The following is a 17,620-nucleotide window of genomic DNA, read 5'->3' as shown; positions in this document are numbered from 1 at the left end:
CTGTAAAACACAACGAAGTCTTTATCGTGTATTAGCTAGTAGCAAGACCTCCACCTCAAAATCCGGCTAATACAAGGAAGGCCCGTATAAATAAGTTGTATTAATTACATTATTAGATTGTGTTTGTAACTATATTTCGGGAATTTTCTGTTGATTTAAAATGTGCGATAGTATATATTGTATATAAAGTATATATACAATATTTTTCAAAAGAGGTATTTGCATGCAAATCATTATTAAGAACACTTCAAAGGAACCCATTTACGAACAAATTGGACTCCAAATAAAAAAACTTATTTTACTAGGTGATTTAAAACAAGGAGATGCCCTTCCTTCAATGCGTCAGTTAGCAAAAGATTTACGAGTAAGTATTATTACAACGAAAAGAGCATATGAAGAACTGGAAAAAGACGGTTTTATTAATTCAATTGTCGGAAGAGGGTCCTTTGTAGCAGAACAAAACATTGAAACTATGAAAGAAGAAAAATTAAAAACAGTTGAAGAAAAGTTATGTGAAGCGATTCAAAATGCTAAGCAAATGGATGTTTCTTTAAATGAGCTAAAAGAAATGCTTACAATTTTATACGAGGAGGAAAACTCTTGGAAAACGTAATAGAACTTCAAAATGTCAGTAAATCTTTTAAAGGGTTTCAAATAAACAATTTTTCGATGGAAGTAAAAAAAGGATTTGTTACGGGTTTTATTGGAGGAAATGGATCAGGTAAATCTACAACGATTAAAATGATTATGAATCTAATAAACCCGGATAGTGGAAACGTCTCCTTATTTGGCATGAACTATTCCACTGATGCGAAACGAATTAAAGAAAGAATTGGCTTCGTTTATGACGATAATGTGTTTTATGATGAACTCACATTAAAGGAAATTACTAAAATTATTGCGCCTGCTTATAAGAAATGGGATTTTAACCAATTTACATATTATAAAGACCTGTTCGAATTACCATTAAATAAAAAAATGAAAACATTCTCCAAAGGAATGAAAATGAAAGCCTCTCTCGCAATTGCCCTTTCACATCATGCTGAACTAATTATTATGGATGAACCTACATCTGGACTTGATCCTGTATTCAGAAGAGAATTATTGGATGTTCTACAAAATATTATGCAAGATGGAGAGAAAACTATCTTTTTCTCATCACATATTACAACGGATTTAGACCGCATTGCCGATTATATTACATTTATTCAAAATGGGAAGCATATTTTCACAAAAGATATTTATGCCATTGCAGAGGATTATGTTTTAGTCAAAGGAACACTAGATTTGTTAAAGTTTGATACTGAGCGTGAATTTATTTCTGTACGTAAAGCAAATACAGGTTTCGAGGGATTGATTGAAAATACAGATTCTATCGAAAACTTATTTGATAAGGATGTGGTGATTGAAAAACCAAGTTTAGAGGATATTATGTATTTCATGAAAAAGGGGGATTCAAGATGCTTAATTTAATTAAAAAGGATTTGATTTTACAAAAAACTTTCTTGCCTGCTTATCTCTTATTTCTAGTTACCTATTTGTGGGCCGGCATGGATGTAGCATATGTCATAATTATTTGTAGTGCCGTTTTTGTAATTAACACATATCAATCTGATGATAAAGATAATGCTAATATTTTAGTAAACTCATTACCGTATACTAGGAAGGAAATTATAAGTTCAAAATACGTTGGAACCTTACTTTTTACAATAGTAATCATCCCATTTTGTTTAGTTGGAAAATATTTCATTTTAGACAGCATGGAATTTCAACTTTCCTTAGAAAGTTACATACTAGGCTTCTTGGCAGTCATGCTGATAACAGCATTTTACATCCCATTTTTTGTTGCATTTAAAGTGAAAACACTTGTACCAGTTTTTATATTTTTATCTATTGGAGTTATATATTTAATGCGAAATACTCCATATCTATTAAATAAATATGCTAATGGCGTACTGACCTTTTTAAAAGAGATTTCAGATTTGAAATTATTTCTTTTATTTGCTGTCATAGCAGTGGGGTGCTATGGGGGTTCATGGATATTATCTATTCGTATCTATCAGAACAAGGCTCTTTAATAGCAAGTTCTAAAAGGAGGATGGTTTAAATGACATCAAAAAAAGAGCGTCCTAGTCGAATACGAAATTGGCTGAAAACTATTGGAGCATTTTTCGTTATGCAACTAATTTTTATCATCCTTGATATGAATTCGTGGATACCGAACTTCAAGGAAGGAGGAGTTGGGGAACGTCTCGTTAATTCAGAGTTCTTTACGGAATGGTTCGCTCCTTATAAAACAAAGCAATTTAATGTACTAACGGCAGTTATGGCTATTTTATTATTCCTAAATGTAGTAACAAGTGCAATAAAAGACGCTTTTTCTAGAAAAAGAATTAATTAGCACATAAGTTGACCTTGCGTCTTTTTAATAATGTCTTAACTATATTTAAAAACAACAGGAAAAAGATAAAAACTCCACTTATTGATGTTTCACTTTATCTTTTACAATGATTTCTTGAAACTTATTTGATTTTTCAGTTTTGTGTATTGATAGAGATGCATTCGTCCCCCATAATGCTTCCAAAGTGTGCGCAGTAATTTTGACATATGTATTTATACTTGTGATGACAAATGATGTGTATCGTTTTTGGAAAGTTCGAAAATTATTGAACGAACTAGAGAAATTTAGTAATCTTATTTGTACAGCACATACATATTAGTTTTGTAATGGTTCGTTATTTAAAAAATATGTAAGGGGGAATGGGTGTGGATCTTACGTTTAAAGTTGAGGAAACATGTTTTAATTACCGAGTCGGAGCAATTTGTAAACAGAATAATAAAATACTTATTCTTCAAAACAAAGGGGAAGATTATTGGTATGTACCAGGCGGTAGAGTAAAAATGCTAGAAAATAGTGAAGCTGCGTTAAAACGAGAACTTGCAGAAGAACTAGCTGTTCCTATGAAAGGGAAGAGATTAATATGGACAGTAGAAAATTTCTTTACACTTTCTGAGCGAAAGTTTCATGAGATTAGTTTTTATTATGAAGTAGAGCTACATGAATTACCTGCGAATGGAGCGGATCAATATATTTTGGAAGAAGAGGGTAGAACGTATTTGTTTAAGTGGGTGCCGGTAGAAGAGTTAGATGCATATAACTTACAGCCTGCATTTATAAAAGAGAAAGTAAAGGATATAGCAGTTCATACAGAACATATCGTTTTACAAAATTAAATGTATTCGGAGGGGAAAAGGGTGAAGGGGACTAAAAAAGAAATACATATAGATGATAAAGTAATTCGTTACACACATATCGAAAAAGGTTCTAGTAGGATTTGCTTTATGTTCTCAGGTTCAGGATACAATTACGATAAACCGTTATTTTATTATGCAACGATGTTAATGCTTGAACATAAAATAGATGTTATACATATTCATTATTCCTTTGATGGACAATTAATGAATAAACCGATGGAAGAAGTAACGAAAGTAATGATGGATGATATTCATCCTATAATGAAAGAAGTATTAAAAGATGAGCAATACAACGAGACTTTGTTTTTAGGGAAATCACTCGGAACAATTCCGATTGCAAATGATTTAATGAAGAGAGAAGAATTCGCGCAGTCAAAAATGATGCTACTTACACCTTTACTGACGTTTGATACAATTTTTGATTCTATCTTACATAGTAGTCACGAAGGGCTTTTAGTTATTGGGGATAAAGATCACCAATACAATGCAGATCAAATTGATCAGTTATATAAAACAACTTTAACGATTGATGTTGTTAAAAACGCAAATCATTCTGTAAATGTTGGGGAATATGAAACAAAGAATTCAATTGAAGCGATAGCAAATATAATAGAAAAGCTTAAAGAAGTTGTTAGGAAAAACTAATTCATCAATACATGCAAAAAGAGGTGCGAATTGCACCTCTTTTACTTTTAATAAGCCTTCAACACATGAAGCAAATAATCTTTCCGGTTCAGCGGATTATAATCAACACGTTTTCGAGTAGGGAAGGGAGCCATAAGCTTTGTGAAACCAGCTGGCTTCGTTGTAAATATGCCTTCTCCTTCTGTAAATGAATGTAGTATTCGTTTGAAACTCTCTGTTTTCGCAACAGGTAATGATCCTGTTAACTGATAAGAATTGTAATTGAATATAGGCTCTGCAAAAGTTGCTGGAACGGCAGCGAGTTTATACATTGCAGTACTAATTGCGTGCTCCGGTACAGTTAATTCAAACTCATTTACTGGTTCATATACATATGTTTCAGCTTGCTTTAAAGCATCCATTAATACGATCGGTGTCAAATTTCTAAAGTCACTTGCTGTTGTAACAGGACTAGCATAACCAGTATGTGTTAACGTGACGATAATATCTGTAACTTCCCATCCATATAATCCTTGTTTTAACGTTTGAAATACCGTATCTTCAATCGCTTTATGGAATGCTAAAGGTAGTGATCCGAGTTCAACTCCTAAGTGATATGTTACGCCAGAGTTAAGTTCACCACGTTCAACTTTGAATCCGACTGTTGCGTAAAATGGATTCTCTTTTTCACCCATTACTTCAACAGAATTGCCTAAGCCAATTGGTTTCTCGATACATACAACTCGCGTATTTGAAAAAGTAACTTGCAAATTATATTTCTCATAAAGTGTTGTTTCAATTACTTCTTTTTGTACCTCACCGAAAAGGCGAATGTATAGTTCATTATGAACATCATCTTTCCACACTTTAATAAGTGGATCTTCTTCACATAGCTCCATAAGTGCAGCGTATAAATCATGAATTCTTTCTTTTGATACTGCATCAATGGAAGCTTCCATTTGTGGTTCGGCAAAGTGAATATCTTTTATATAATCCGTACGTTCACCAATAATATCACCAATTTTAATATCATTCAGTCCCCACACTTTACAAAATTCACTACTAGAAACGGTAGTAGTTTGAACGGCATCTCCATTATGAAATAGGCACAGTTTTTTAATCTTTTCTTTATGGGATAGAGATTTACAGCGCTGTATATCAACATATTTTCTAACGTGTAAGCTACCTGAAAAAACTCTTACATAAGCAACCTTTTCTCCAGAAGGTTCACGTTCAATTTTAAAAACAACACCGGATAATAGTTCCTCTTGAGCCGATGCATGAGCTGGCATTAGGGCCGGAAGTTTTTCGAGTAGTTCTGTTACTCCTATACCTGTCATTGCTGAACCGAAAAAGATTGGATACACACTTGCTTGCTGTATTTGCTGTTCTAATTTTTCTCTTAATAGTGCGTCCGGTATTATTTCGTTATTTACATATGACTCAAGTAATGATTCATTAAATAGTGCTAACAGTTCCATACAATCGTCATATGATTTATATTCAATGATCCGGGCTTCTTTCGTTCCTTCGTTTAGAACAGAGTAGAAGGGGAATGCTTCATTTGAAAGAACCTCTATTATTTGTTTCATAACTTTTTCAGTGTTTGCTCCACTACGATCAATTTTATTAACGAATAAAATTGTCGGTATGTTTAGTTTCTGTAATGTTCGCATTAAAATTTTTGTTTGTGCTTGCACACCTTCAACGGCAGAGATAACTAAAATCGCACCGTCTAGAACGCGGAATGATCGCTCCACTTCAGCGATAAAATCAGCGTGTCCAGGTGTATCAATGACATTTACTTTTACATCATCAATAAAGAAAGAAACGACAGATGCTTTAATCGTAATTCCGCGTTGTCTTTCTAATTCCATTGAGTCAGTTTGTGTATTACCACTATCTACTCGGCCAATTTCTTTAATCACATTCGTTTCATAAAGAATACGCTCAGTCAAACTCGTCTTGCCAGCGTCTACGTGCGCGACAATCCCTATATTTATTGTTGTCATATATCAATATCCTCATTTCATTTTCCATTTTCATTTCCTCATTTCTATTTGTGTATTGCCGCATTATCAATCACTCTCCAGTTCTTTAAATGAGTATTATTATAGTGCAATTAACATTATTTGTAACGCTACAAAGCGCCTTAATTTGGAAAAAATAAAATGAAAACAAAATGCTTGCATTCTAAATCGATATAGATTATATTAATTGACATATCAACTATTGATGCATCAAATGTTTTTATTTTGATTGTAAAGGAGGGGTAATTTGACAAGTTCATGCTCAAAAGAAGCGATTATTTTATATAAATTACACTTTCTAAATAAAGAAGTAAGTTCGAAATTTGAAGGGTGTACGGGTATGAGCCAGTCTCGATTAGAGCTTATACTTCAGTTATATGAAGTAGGTGAAATTAGTCAAAAAGCACTTCAGCAAGAAGTGAATATTGATAATGCTGCGATAACGAGGCATTTAAAGCAGCTTGAGGCCAATGAAATGATTGTAAGACGTAAAAATCCAGATGATAACAGAATTACGTTAGTTTCTCTTACTGAAGAGGGACGAAATAAAATTCAAGCGTTTCAAGAGGAAAAAGAACGTTTTGCAGCATCTGCATTTAAAGGATTAAGTGAAGAAGAACGCGACAATCTTTTAAATATGTTAAACCACATTCAAGAAAATATAAAAGAATTATAAAAAAGGGAGAATACAACTATGACTAACTCAGTAAAAACAAATGATTTTAACGAAATTTTAACAGGACGTCGTTCAATTCGTAAGTACGACCCTTCAGTGAAAATTAGCAAAGAAGAAATGACAGAAATTCTTACAGAAGCAACACTTGCACCATCTTCAGTAAACATGCAACCATGGAGATTCGTAGTGATTGAAAGTGACGAAGCGAAAGCAACACTTGCGCCACTTGCGAAATTCAATCAATCTCAAGTAGAAACATCTTCAGCAATGATCGCTTTATTCGGTGACTTAAACAACTTTGATAACGCAGAAGAAATCTACGGTACAGCAGTAGAGCGTGGTTTAATGCCAGCTGAAGTAAAAGAAGATCAAATGAAAAAACTTTCAGCTTACTTCTCAATGGTTACACCAGAAGTAATGAAAGATACAGTATTAATTGACGGTGGTCTTGTAGCGATGCAATTTATGCTAGCAGCTCGTGCTCACGGTTATGATACTTGCCCAATTGGTGGATTTGAAAAAGACCAAATCGCAGAAGCATTTGGATTAGATAAAGAACGCTACGTACCAGTTATGTTAATTTCAATCGGAAAAGCTGCTGATAGTGGTTACCAATCAGTACGTCTTCCAGTTGAAAAAGTTGCTGAGTGGAAATAATTTTATAAAAGAACTTCAATAAGTGAAAGATGAGAGGGGAAGCACCATGATTATTATTCACGCAATATTTCAAGTAGATCCAGCAAAACAACAAGCATTTTTAGAAGAAATTCAGCCACTCATTCACGGTTCAAGAGAAGAAAGTGGAAATGTATCTTATGACTTATATAAAGATACAGAAAAAGAAAGTGTTTATACGATGGTAGAAGTATGGAAAGATGAAGCAGCAGTTGCGAGCCATAATACGAGTGAACACTTCACATCTTTCGTTAGTAAAGCAGCACAATTTTTAACTGCTCCGCTTAATATAAAAGCTTATAATGGAGAGTTAGTAAAATAAGAAGGTAGAAAAAGATGACTTTAGCGTGTGGCTGAGGTCATCTTTTTTTATTTCAATTTAAGGTTGAAATGGTTATATTAGTTAATGCTGTTACAATTTTTTAATCAACATTATTATTCTTCTTCATGTATGTAATCACCTTTAAATAAGTGAAGTAAATTAAGTGTAAATTAATTTGTTTTACTTATACTTAATTTTGTGTTAATGTATATTTAATTTTTTAATGTATTTATCCTTGTTTTATTAAAATAGAAAGAAAAAGAAATGTATTAGAGTTAAAAGTTACACGGCCAGTATGTAAATAATAACTTATAATTTATTTTTAAATTTTTTAAGGGTGTGAACTATAATGAAATCGGTATTAAAAAGCATACTTATTTCCTTTGTTTTTTCAGCAGTAGGTATGTGTTGGTTGCTGTTCTTATTATTTCAAGGGGACGGTGATTGGTTATTATCTTGGATAGGCGTATTAATGTCATATTTATCTTTATATACTTTAATAGATTTATACTGTAAAAATACATACGATAAAAAATTAAATAAATGGCTTATAAAAACAGCGGTGACTAGCTTTAGTTTTGCAGTATTAGGAATCTCATTTTGCATCATACATGAGCTATTAACACCATGGAGTCTTAGTTTAATGGTGTGGTATTGGTTGCTAATGTTAGTATTATTTTTAACGACTATAATATCATTAATCAGTTTAGTATTTGTTAATCGTAAAAATCACAATTTCACCGTTGGATATAGTATGCTCATACTTCTAAATGTATTTCTTACATTTAGAAGTATTATGGCCGTTATTACTTTCTATTATTGGAAATGGTATGAATGCTAGTGCAGGCTGGTAAAAAGGAATTTAGATTAGTTGTGTAAAGAATAGGATGAAAAGCTGATATAGAATTTTAAATGTTTATGAGAACATGTTTACATAAAAAGTGAAAACATGTTCTCTTTTTATTTGCATGCATAACTCTACCTCAGTTTACCCTATTTAAATTTAAACGTAAGTATTTTGTAAGGAATGAATAAGAAAAAAGAGAGATTTATCGTATAGGATGAAAGTATAGCTTGAATCAATACGATATTAATAGAGGAGAGAAAGCCTTATGAAAACACGTAATCAAATTAAGTTGGCAAGTTTAGCAGTTTTATTAGCGGGTACTACTCTATTTACACCTGGTTTTACTGTGAAAGCAGAGTCTACTCAAAATATTTCTAATTCGTCACAAGAACCTAATCAAAAGAATCGGAATGGATGGAAACAAGTAATGCAGGAAACAATACAAATTGGGGCACCAGGGGTATTAGCTAAGACGTCTAATGAAGGGAAAGTTAATAGTTATACTGCTGGCGTGGCGGATTTAATTACAAAGAAACCGGTGAAATCGGATTTTCGCTTTCGGATTGGTAGTGTGACGAAAACTTTTACCGCCACGACTGTTCTTCAATTAGTAGGAGAAAATCGCGTACAACTTGACGATCCAATTGAAAAGTGGCTGCCGGGTCTCGTGCAAGGAAATGGGTATGATGGAAATCAAATTACGATACGACAACTTTTGAATCATACGAGTGGTATCGCTGAATATTTAAAGTCAAAAGACGCTGACGTAATGAATTCGAAAAAAACGTATACAGCAGAAGAAATAGTGAAAATAGGCCTTTCTCTGCCTCCAGATTTCTCGCCGGGCAAAGACTGGTTGTATTCAAACACAGGATATGTAATATTGGGAATGCTTATTGAAAAAATAACTGGTAATAGTTATGCGGAAGAAATTGAAAAGCGAATTATTGAACCTCTGGACTTGCCAAATACGTTTTTACCAGGAAATTCACCCGTCATCCCAGGAAAGAATCATGCTCGTGGATATGTGAAAATGGAAGAAACAGGCGAGTTGAAAGACATTACGTATTATAATCCGAGTTTAGCTAATGCAGCTGGAGATATGATTTCTAATGCGGATGATTTAAACAAATTCTTTTCATCTTTACTCGGTGGTAAGTTACTGAAGGAACGCGAGCTAAAAGAAATGCTTACTACAGTTCCTGTAGAAGGAAAAGGGGTTGGGGATGGATATGGTCTTGGAATCTATGAGACTAAACTTCCAAATGGTGTCTCAGTATGGGGGCACGGAGGATCAATTCCTGGGTTTATGACTTTTGCTGGTGGAGTAATTGGAGGCAAGCATACATTTGCTGTCAATGTTAATTCTTTAGGTCCGGTTGATATTCTTACACAGTTTGATAAAATGGTGCAGGTTGAATTTAATAAATAGATGAAGAAAAAGCGAATAGGTTTCTGCAATAGCTGTAAATAAAAGAGATGCTTTTTAAATTTCACAAATAAGAACAGTATTAACATTCATGATATGGTATTAAGTATATGTAGAACATAAATATGATATAAGTGTATTTCAAAGTGCAATTCAATCTTATAGTTTAGTATAAAAAGGATGTCAGTTGCATGACATCCTTTTTGTTGTGGGACAAAGAGGTGTTGTTTGTTTTGAAAATTGTTATTTTTGAGAGTATTCCATATAATGAGATGTATAGGGGCTATACAGGGGAGTTATGAATGGATAATACTTTAGTTTGTTAATTATTTTGTTTTAATAAAAAAAGTAAATTGATTTGGAGTGAAATACATTGGGACAAAATCAGTTTAGATGGAGTAACAAGCATTTACGAGAACATGTTGAAATAATAGACGGTACAAGAAGTCCACACAAATTATTAAAGAATGCAACATACTTAAATTCCTATATACGTGAATGGATGCAAGCAAATATTTGGATTTATGATGACCGTATTATATATGTAGGAGAAAAGTTGCCAGAGCAACTATATAAATGTGAAGTCATTGATTGTGATGGAAAGTATGTCGTTCCCAGTTACATAGAACCGCATGCACATCCATATCAGTTGTATAACCCAGAGACGCTAGCAAATCATGCGATGCAATTTGGGACAACGACTTTTATTAATGATAATTTAACTCTATTTTTCACATTAAAACGTGAAGAATCATTTCGTTTATTAGAGGAATTTAAAAAGATTCCAGCTACTATGTATTGGTGGTGCCGTTTTGATGGACAGACTGAATTGCAAAACGGGGAATCTTTGTTTAATAGTAAAGAAATAATAGAATGGCTGAAACAAGAAGCTGTTCTTCAAGGTGGGGAGTTAACAGCATGGCCAAAATTATTACATGGTGATGATGAAATGTTAACTTGGGTGCAGGAAACGAAGCGATTGCAGAAGAAAGTAGAAGGCCATTTTCCGGGTGCATCTGAAACGACTTTAGCGAAGTTAAAACTGTTAGGTACAGATTGTGATCATGAAGCGATGACAGGGCAGGAAGCTTTCACTCGTCTTATGCAAGGTTACACCGTTTCTCTTAGAAATTCTTCCATTAGACCGGATTTAGAAGTTTTATTAAAAGAATTGTTGGAATTAGGCGTGAAACAGTTTGATAGATTTATACTTACTACAGACGGCTCACATCCTTCGTTTTATGAAAATGGAATGACAAACGTAATGATTTCTACCGCGATAAAACAAGGAGTGCCAGTAATAGATGCATACCATATGGCAAGTTATAATATTGCTCGCTATTATAATATGGAACATGTACATGGTTCGATTGCGACAGGTAGAATTGCTAATATCAATATTTTAGTAAGTAAAGAAAACCCAGTACCAATTAGTGTCCTTGCAAAGGGAAAATGGGTGAAGTGTGACGGTGTAAATACGCATGAAGCATTACATATAGACTGGAGTAAATATAAAGTAACTCCATTATCATTAGATTGGTCAATAGAAAAAGAGGATATGATTTTCTCTAATAAAACGGGGATACACTTATTAAATAACGTTATTACAAAACCATATACTAGTGAAATCAATATAGACTGTGATGAATTATCCACAGATCATGATGAATGCTTCCTCATGATGATTGCTCGTGATGGTAATTGGCGAGTAAATACAGTTGTAAAAGGTTTTGCGAAAGAATTAGGTGGTCTTGCTAGTTCTTATTCCGGCACAGGTGATATGATTCTCATTGGAAAAAGTAAAGAAGATATGCTTACAGCTTTTCGTAGAGTAAAAGAGATCGGTGGTGGAATGGTCGTAGCAGAAAACAATGAAGTGTTACACGAAATAGCATTACCATTGCTCGGGATTATGTCTAATTTAAAAATGAGTGAATTAATACAGGAAGAGAAACAGATGGTGAAATTACTACAAGAGCGTGGCTACGCGTATGATGATCCAGCATTTACAATTTTATTCTTTTCTGCGACGCACTTGCCTTTTATACGAGTAACACCTATAGGATTATATGATGTGAAAAGTAGTAAGGTAGTTGCCCCGCCCGTGAATTTGATAAAGCAATATTAAAAGGAAAGATCCTATAAAAATTTTATTTTATAGGATCTTTCTTATTATTAGCATAAGAATATTGTAAGCCTCAAATGATATAGTATCTAAATCATTTGAGGTGATATGTAAATATGAAAAAAATATTTTACATTTTAAGCGTATTTATTCTGTGTGTATCGATACAACACGTTGTACATTCCCAATCAGATGCACCAAAGTTATCTTCGGATTGTCTCGAAGAAAGAAAAGTTCGAGACGAAAAGTATGTGAAGAATATAATACAGGACATTAAATCCACATTTAATTTAAATATTGATAAACATAGTTTTTGGGAAGTAAGTAAAAGGGATCTGGAGGCTGCTCATTTGATGTATGGTGGAAAGGAAAATGATTCTTATTATAATTCGCTAACTAAAATTTATGATAGTGGTGGATTTAGCGAGCAGCCCAGCTTATTTGTGAGGGCGCAAGAAGCATTTTTACTTTATAAAGAAAACGATAATATCAATGTAATGAAAAGCCTAAAACTAGACGTTGAAAAAGGGGAATGGCTCGTTATAAAAACGAAAAAGAAGAAAGGGAAAAAAGTGAAATTCAAGCCGTTGCAATGTGAAAAAGATTATATGAAAAAGAGAAATGAATAACAAAATACGTATTCATGCTGTTTTTATTCAACGATATTTTGCTGTTGATTTGAAATAGAAAAAGGTAAACGAACATATTAGCTTTATGGAATATGTTTGTTTACCTTTTTTTGAAAGATTTAAAAATTGGGGATGTAGTCAGTTGGAAATTACTTACTGGATAATGAACTTATATTATTCAATGAATTTGTTCTTCATAAACATTAGATTTTGTGTCAAATGATTTATACATTGCCGAACCACCTATGTATATTTTATTCTACAGTATTTATAAAAGAATATTAGCCATGCATAAGAAATATGATTGGCACAGTTTTTGCTTGTATTAAATGTAAGGAAGGGAGATTGTATGTAAGGAATCTGTACTCGTAATAGTATAAAACAAGCTACTATTGCATTATTAATCATAGTTGTATTTATAGCGGAACTGTAAATACATACAAATAAGTAGGTTTTCGGTTTGAAAATTCTGAATTTTCTTTTAAATTATTAGGGGGCAATGGTATGGTTAAATATTCGAAAATTTCTAAGTGGATTCTTGGTGTTGGACTAGTGACAATAACATGTAATGGTTTGCAAATTCAAGCAGAGACAAAAGAGAAAAATGTGAAGAACGTATTACAAATGGAGCCGGTAGGAATACAGAAATCTGTTGATGAATTGGCGCACCCTTCAAAAGTACAAGAAAATGCATCTTTTACAAAACGGTTAAAATTAGCGGATTTATCGCAGCGTCCACTAGCACCAAACGATAATATTAAACCGTTAGTTGAAGAAAAAAAGTATTCAATGGCTGAGTTAAATCAATTAAATAATAAACAATTAACTGATCTTCTTGTGACAATTAAATGGTATCAAATTCCAGAATTATTTCAGTTTAATAGTGATAGTCTTAAATTCTATCAAGATGATAGTCGAATGCAAGCAATTATTAATAAACTAGCAGAACAAGGACAAGCTTATACGAAAGATGATTCAAAAGGGATTGAAACATTAGTAGAAGCTCTACGTGCAGCATTTTATTTAGGTTTTTACCATGATGAATTAAGCAAACTAAATGAGCGTAGCTACCATGATAAATGTTTACCAGCTTTAAAAACAATTGCAAAAAATCCAAATTTCAAACTTGGTACATCAGAACAAAATAAAGTAATTGCATCATATGGAAAATTAATTGGAAATGCATCAGCAGATGTTGAAACGGTTTTATATGCAGGTGAAATTTTTAAACAATATAATGATAATCTTGCAACTTTCATTGAAGACCGAACAAAAGGAGACGCTATATATGAGTTGATGAAGGGAATTGACTTTGATATTCAGACGGATATGTACACGACTGGAAAAGAGCCAAAAGATACGATGTGGTTTCGAAATATTGATAACTTTATTAATGAAGTAAATCGTTTTGCACTACTTGGTACAGTAACAAATAAAAACGGATGGTTAATTAATAATGGAATTTACTATGCTGGACGATTGGGCAAGCTTCATAGCACGCCGACAAAAGGACAACAAGTTGTTACAGATGCAATGCGAATTTATCCATATTTAGGAGAGCAATACTTTGTTGCGGCAGAACAAATTACTACAAATTATGGAGGAATAGATGCGAACGGAAAAACTGTAAATTTAGATCAAATTCGAGAAGAGGGTAAAAAGAAATATTTACCGAAAACGTATACGTTTGATGATGGAGCAATTGTCTTTAAAGCTGGGGATAAAGTTAGCGAAGAGAAAATTAAACGTCTATACTGGGCGGCAAAAGAAGTGCGTTCTCAATTTTATCGTACAGTTGGTAGCGATAAACCACTTGAAAGTGGACATGCTGATGATGTGTTAACGATGGTTATTTATAATAGCCCAGATGAGTATCAATTTAATCGTCAACTGTACGGATATGAAACGAATAATGGTGGGATTTATATTGAAGGGACAGGGACTTTCTTTACATATGAACGTACACCAGAGCAAAGTATTTATAGTTTGGAAGAATTGTTCCGCCATGAATTTACGCACTACTTACAGGGAAGGTACGAAGTTCAGGGATTATGGGGACAAGGAGAAATGTATCAAAATGAAGGTTTAACATGGTTTGAAGAAGGAAACGCAGAGTTCTTTGCAGGTGCAACGCGATTAGATAGTGTAGTACCGCGAAAAAGTATAATTGGTGGGTTATCTAATGATCCTGCAAAACGTTATACAGCATCACAAACATTAAATGCGAAATATGGAACGTGGGATTTTTATAATTATTCATTTGCGCTGCAATCATATATGTATAATAAGCGCCCTGAAATGTTCGATAAAGTGCATGATTTGATTCGCGCAAATAATGTTTCAAGTTACGATGCATACCGTGCTACATTAAGCAAAGATAATAAGTTAAATGAAGAATATCAATCTTATATGCAAATGCTTATTGATAATCGCGATAAGTATACAATTCCACAAGTATCAGATGAGTATTTAACTCAGCATGATCCAAAATCGCTTTCGGACATTACTTCAGATATTACGAATGAAGCGAAATTAAAAGATGTGAAAGTAACAAAGAATAAATCACAATTCTTTAATACATTTACACTACAGGGGACATATACAGGAAGTGCGGCTAAAGGAGAAGTTGAGGACTGGAAAGTGATGAATGAAGCAACAAATGATATGTTGAAACGTCTTTCAGGAAAAGAGTGGACTGGATATAAAACATTGACTGCTTATTTTGTAAATTACCGTGTAAATAATGCTGGGCAATATGAATATGATGTTGTGTTTAGCGGAGTGAATACGGAAGAAGGTACGGCTGTAGAAAAAGAACCAAATAATTCATTTGAAACAGCAAACCCACTATCTTTGAATATTTTGTTAAGAGGAACCTTGAGCGATCAAGATCAGGGGGATAAATTTGTTATTGATGTAAAGGATCAAAAAGATTTACAAATTTCTGTTACGAACGAACAAAATCTTGGACTGAACTGGGTATTATATTCTGAATCAGATCTAAATAATTATGTAGCTTATGCAACAAAACGTGATGGAAACAAATTGCTTGGAAATTATAATGCAAAGCCAGGGAAATATTACTTAAGTGTATATAAGTATGGTGGTGGAACAGGGAATTATACGGTACAAGTAAAATAATTTACTATAATTTATTTTGAAAGGAAACTTATTGCATTTTTTAGCAAAATAAAGTATGTAATGTTAAAAATTAAACTATATCAATATATCCCTGTTCTAATTATAGAACAGGGATATATTGGCTTTATATTTTTAAATTAAATAATCTCATTGGATTTTGACAAGAAAATAATTAATATAGATTTGAATTCTCATTCGTAAAGAATACTTTAATCTTCTTAATGCTCTTTCATTTTTGTCTCAATGCTTGTTTTCAAATCAGTTGATACTTGATTGAAATACCCCAAAACGATCTCCCTAATATCATCGGATATAACTTTCAAATCACTAGCTAAGTTCTCAGCGAGATGTTCTTTTTCTATCGGTTTTAACTTCGTATAAAATTCACCAGCCTGCGTAAAGTCATTCTGTTTTGTTATAGAAGTTCTTTCAAGTTTACCTTCAACGTACCTTCCGTCACCGCTTGTAATTTGATTAGCGGGTGTCCAATCTTGCTGTTGGTTAATCGTTAATTTGCGAAATTCGGGACCAATTCTTCTTCTTTGTGAATCACTGTAAATGTTAGCGCGCCCTTGCAGCATTTTATCATCTGATAGTTCTGCACCATCCAGTAAATTAGAAGGGGAGAATGCGACTTTCTCTACTTGTTCCATAAAATTTTCAGGATTTTTATTTAATACCATTTTCCCGACTGGTATGAGAGGATACGTCTGTTCATCCCATACTTTTGTGTCATCTAAAGGATCATAAGATAGGTAAGCTTCATCTTTCGGATCCATGAGCTGGACGTATAAACCATACTCCACTGGTTTACCATTTTCAATAGCATCATATAAATCTTTCCCGCTATAATCAGGATTTTCAGCAGCTAGTTTAATTGCTTCTTTATTAGTAATGTACTGTACACCTTCAAATGGGTACCAATGATACTTTACATACTTTCGATTACCTTCCGCATTTCTCCATACATATGTATTAACACTATGTCCTGGAATGTGGCGAAGACTTTTGGCCGTACCATTATTAGAGTATAAACGGACAACAAAATGAATAGATTCAGGTGCTTTAGCGACAAAATTCCAAAATCTATTAGGGTCTATTAAGTTATTTTTAGGTGAAGGCAATAATGCTTGAATCGTTTCAGGGAAACGCATTGGGTCACGAACAGAAAAAACAGGAATGTGATTACATAAAAGGTCAAAAATTCCTTCTTTTGTATAAAATTTTGTAGAAAAACCGCGTACATTTCTAGCAGTATCCGGTGTTCCTTTCGTACTAACAGCTAACGAAAATCGCACCATAACAGGAACTTTCTCATTAGAATTTTGTAAAAAACTTAATTTAGTATGTTCAGACATCGAATATATCGTTTGAAAATAACCGAACGCACCAAATCCTTTTACATGAACAGGTCTTTCTAAAATTTTTTCATGAATAAATTCTTGTAATGACTCATGCAGTACACTATCTTGCTCTAGTACGGGTCCACGTGAACCAACTGTTTGAGAGTGAAGTTTAGCTTGTTCATTACGTTCGTCATTTTCATTAAAGTCTTTCCCTAGTATAGATTGCCCCTGTTTATCATAGTTTTCATCCATCGATATAGCCTCCAAATCTTTTTTGTCCATTGTTACTAAATATGATTCTATAGCCTTAATTATGTATGACACGCACAGTTCAAAGCAGTAACATACCGCTAGATGAAAAAAACACATATGTAGTGGACCTGTTGAAATAGAAGAAATTATGGAAAAATGAATATCGGGAAGAGAAAGCACACGTTTTACTAAAAATGTGGAAGAAAACCACTATTAAAATTTCAATCTTAAAACTTAATTTATAAACGATTATATAGAGAATGAACGTT

The 17,620-nt window shown here is 33.2% G+C and carries 15 protein-coding genes and 1 pseudogene; 14 read left to right on the top strand and 2 right to left on the bottom strand.

Annotation, left to right across the window (positions count from 1 at the left end; translation table 11 throughout):
* The first annotated feature begins 223 nt into the window (after positions 1–223).
* The 6 genes from ACS2FK_RS13135 to ACS2FK_RS13110 all read left to right on the top strand — a co-directional run bounded on the left by ACS2FK_RS13135 (position 224) and on the right by ACS2FK_RS13110 (position 3,900).
* A complete protein-coding gene (locus tag ACS2FK_RS13135) occupies positions 224–613 on the top strand; it encodes a GntR family transcriptional regulator (protein WP_001165710.1) in 390 nt (129 codons plus the stop codon).
* Complete coding sequence (locus ACS2FK_RS13130; protein WP_063547750.1) at positions 601–1,473, top strand: ABC transporter ATP-binding protein; 873 nt, start codon at positions 601–603, stop codon at positions 1,471–1,473. The genes ACS2FK_RS13135 and ACS2FK_RS13130 overlap by 13 nt, the downstream gene beginning before the upstream one ends.
* Entirely contained in the window at positions 1,461–2,078 is a 618-nt protein-coding gene (locus ACS2FK_RS13125) for an ABC-2 transporter permease (protein WP_063547748.1), read from the top strand. The genes ACS2FK_RS13130 and ACS2FK_RS13125 overlap by 13 nt, the downstream gene beginning before the upstream one ends.
* Positions 2,079–2,107: 29 nt before the next feature.
* On the top strand, positions 2,108–2,401 hold the full coding sequence (locus ACS2FK_RS13120) for a YfzA family protein (protein ID WP_063547746.1): 294 nt from the start codon (positions 2,108–2,110) through the stop codon (positions 2,399–2,401).
* Between the two features lie 365 nt (positions 2,402–2,766).
* Positions 2,767–3,234 (top strand): NUDIX hydrolase, encoded by a 468-nt coding sequence (locus tag ACS2FK_RS13115; RefSeq protein ID WP_063547744.1) that lies wholly within the window; start codon positions 2,767–2,769, stop codon positions 3,232–3,234.
* A complete protein-coding gene (locus ACS2FK_RS13110; protein WP_109737082.1) occupies positions 3,235–3,900 on the top strand; it encodes an alpha/beta hydrolase in 666 nt (221 codons plus the stop codon).
* A gap of 47 nt (positions 3,901–3,947) precedes the next feature.
* On the opposite strand, the gene ACS2FK_RS13105 is transcribed toward ACS2FK_RS13110, so the two are convergent.
* Positions 3,948–5,891, bottom strand: a complete 1,944-nt coding sequence (locus ACS2FK_RS13105; RefSeq protein WP_063547740.1) for an elongation factor G — start codon at positions 5,889–5,891, stop codon at positions 3,948–3,950.
* Positions 5,892–6,156: 265 nt separating this feature from the next.
* Here ACS2FK_RS13105 and ACS2FK_RS13100 point away from each other — a divergent pair, with 265 nt between their 5' ends.
* The 8 genes and pseudogenes from ACS2FK_RS13100 (at position 6,157) to colA (ending at position 15,753) form a co-directional block, all read left to right on the top strand.
* Positions 6,157–6,585 carry a MarR family winged helix-turn-helix transcriptional regulator gene (locus ACS2FK_RS13100; RefSeq protein WP_000204172.1) on the top strand — a complete coding sequence of 143 codons (429 nt, stop codon included), beginning with the start codon at positions 6,157–6,159 and terminating at the stop codon, positions 6,583–6,585.
* 18 nt (positions 6,586–6,603) lie between these two features.
* A complete protein-coding gene (locus ACS2FK_RS13095; protein WP_063245372.1) occupies positions 6,604–7,242 on the top strand; it encodes a nitroreductase family protein in 639 nt (212 codons plus the stop codon).
* Positions 7,243–7,288: 46 nt separating this feature from the next.
* Positions 7,289–7,582, top strand: a complete 294-nt coding sequence (locus ACS2FK_RS13090) for a putative quinol monooxygenase (protein ID WP_000583805.1) — start codon at positions 7,289–7,291, stop codon at positions 7,580–7,582.
* A 349-nt stretch (positions 7,583–7,931) separates the two neighbouring features.
* Positions 7,932–8,436: pseudogene (locus tag ACS2FK_RS13085) on the top strand (DUF3902 family protein).
* A gap of 258 nt (positions 8,437–8,694) precedes the next feature.
* The gene (locus ACS2FK_RS13080) at positions 8,695–9,861 is read left to right on the top strand and encodes a serine hydrolase domain-containing protein (protein ID WP_063547738.1); all 1,167 of its coding nucleotides are present in this window, start codon (positions 8,695–8,697) and stop codon (positions 9,859–9,861) included.
* 370 nt (positions 9,862–10,231) lie between these two features.
* The gene (locus tag ACS2FK_RS13075; protein WP_063547736.1) at positions 10,232–11,986 is read left to right on the top strand and encodes an adenine deaminase C-terminal domain-containing protein; all 1,755 of its coding nucleotides are present in this window, start codon (positions 10,232–10,234) and stop codon (positions 11,984–11,986) included.
* A gap of 113 nt (positions 11,987–12,099) precedes the next feature.
* Positions 12,100–12,612 (top strand): hypothetical protein, encoded by a 513-nt coding sequence (locus ACS2FK_RS13070; RefSeq protein ID WP_063547734.1) that lies wholly within the window; start codon positions 12,100–12,102, stop codon positions 12,610–12,612.
* A 504-nt stretch (positions 12,613–13,116) separates the two neighbouring features.
* The gene (colA, locus tag ACS2FK_RS13065; RefSeq protein ID WP_063547732.1) at positions 13,117–15,753 is read left to right on the top strand and encodes a collagenase ColA; all 2,637 of its coding nucleotides are present in this window, start codon (positions 13,117–13,119) and stop codon (positions 15,751–15,753) included.
* 218 nt (positions 15,754–15,971) lie between these two features.
* Here the strand turns inward: colA and ACS2FK_RS13060 are convergent, their stop codons facing one another.
* The gene (locus ACS2FK_RS13060) at positions 15,972–17,351 is read right to left on the bottom strand and encodes a catalase (protein ID WP_063547730.1); all 1,380 of its coding nucleotides are present in this window, start codon (positions 17,349–17,351) and stop codon (positions 15,972–15,974) included.
* Positions 17,352–17,620 lie beyond the last annotated feature (269 nt).

Origin of the sequence: Bacillus cereus group sp. BceL220 (assembly GCF_051776965.1) — a bacterium.
In the GTDB taxonomy this organism is placed as follows: domain Bacteria; phylum Bacillota; class Bacilli; order Bacillales; family Bacillaceae_G; genus Bacillus_A; species Bacillus_A cereus.
Note: the sequence above shows the minus strand (reverse complement) of the source record. Positions and strands in the feature narration are given on the sequence as shown.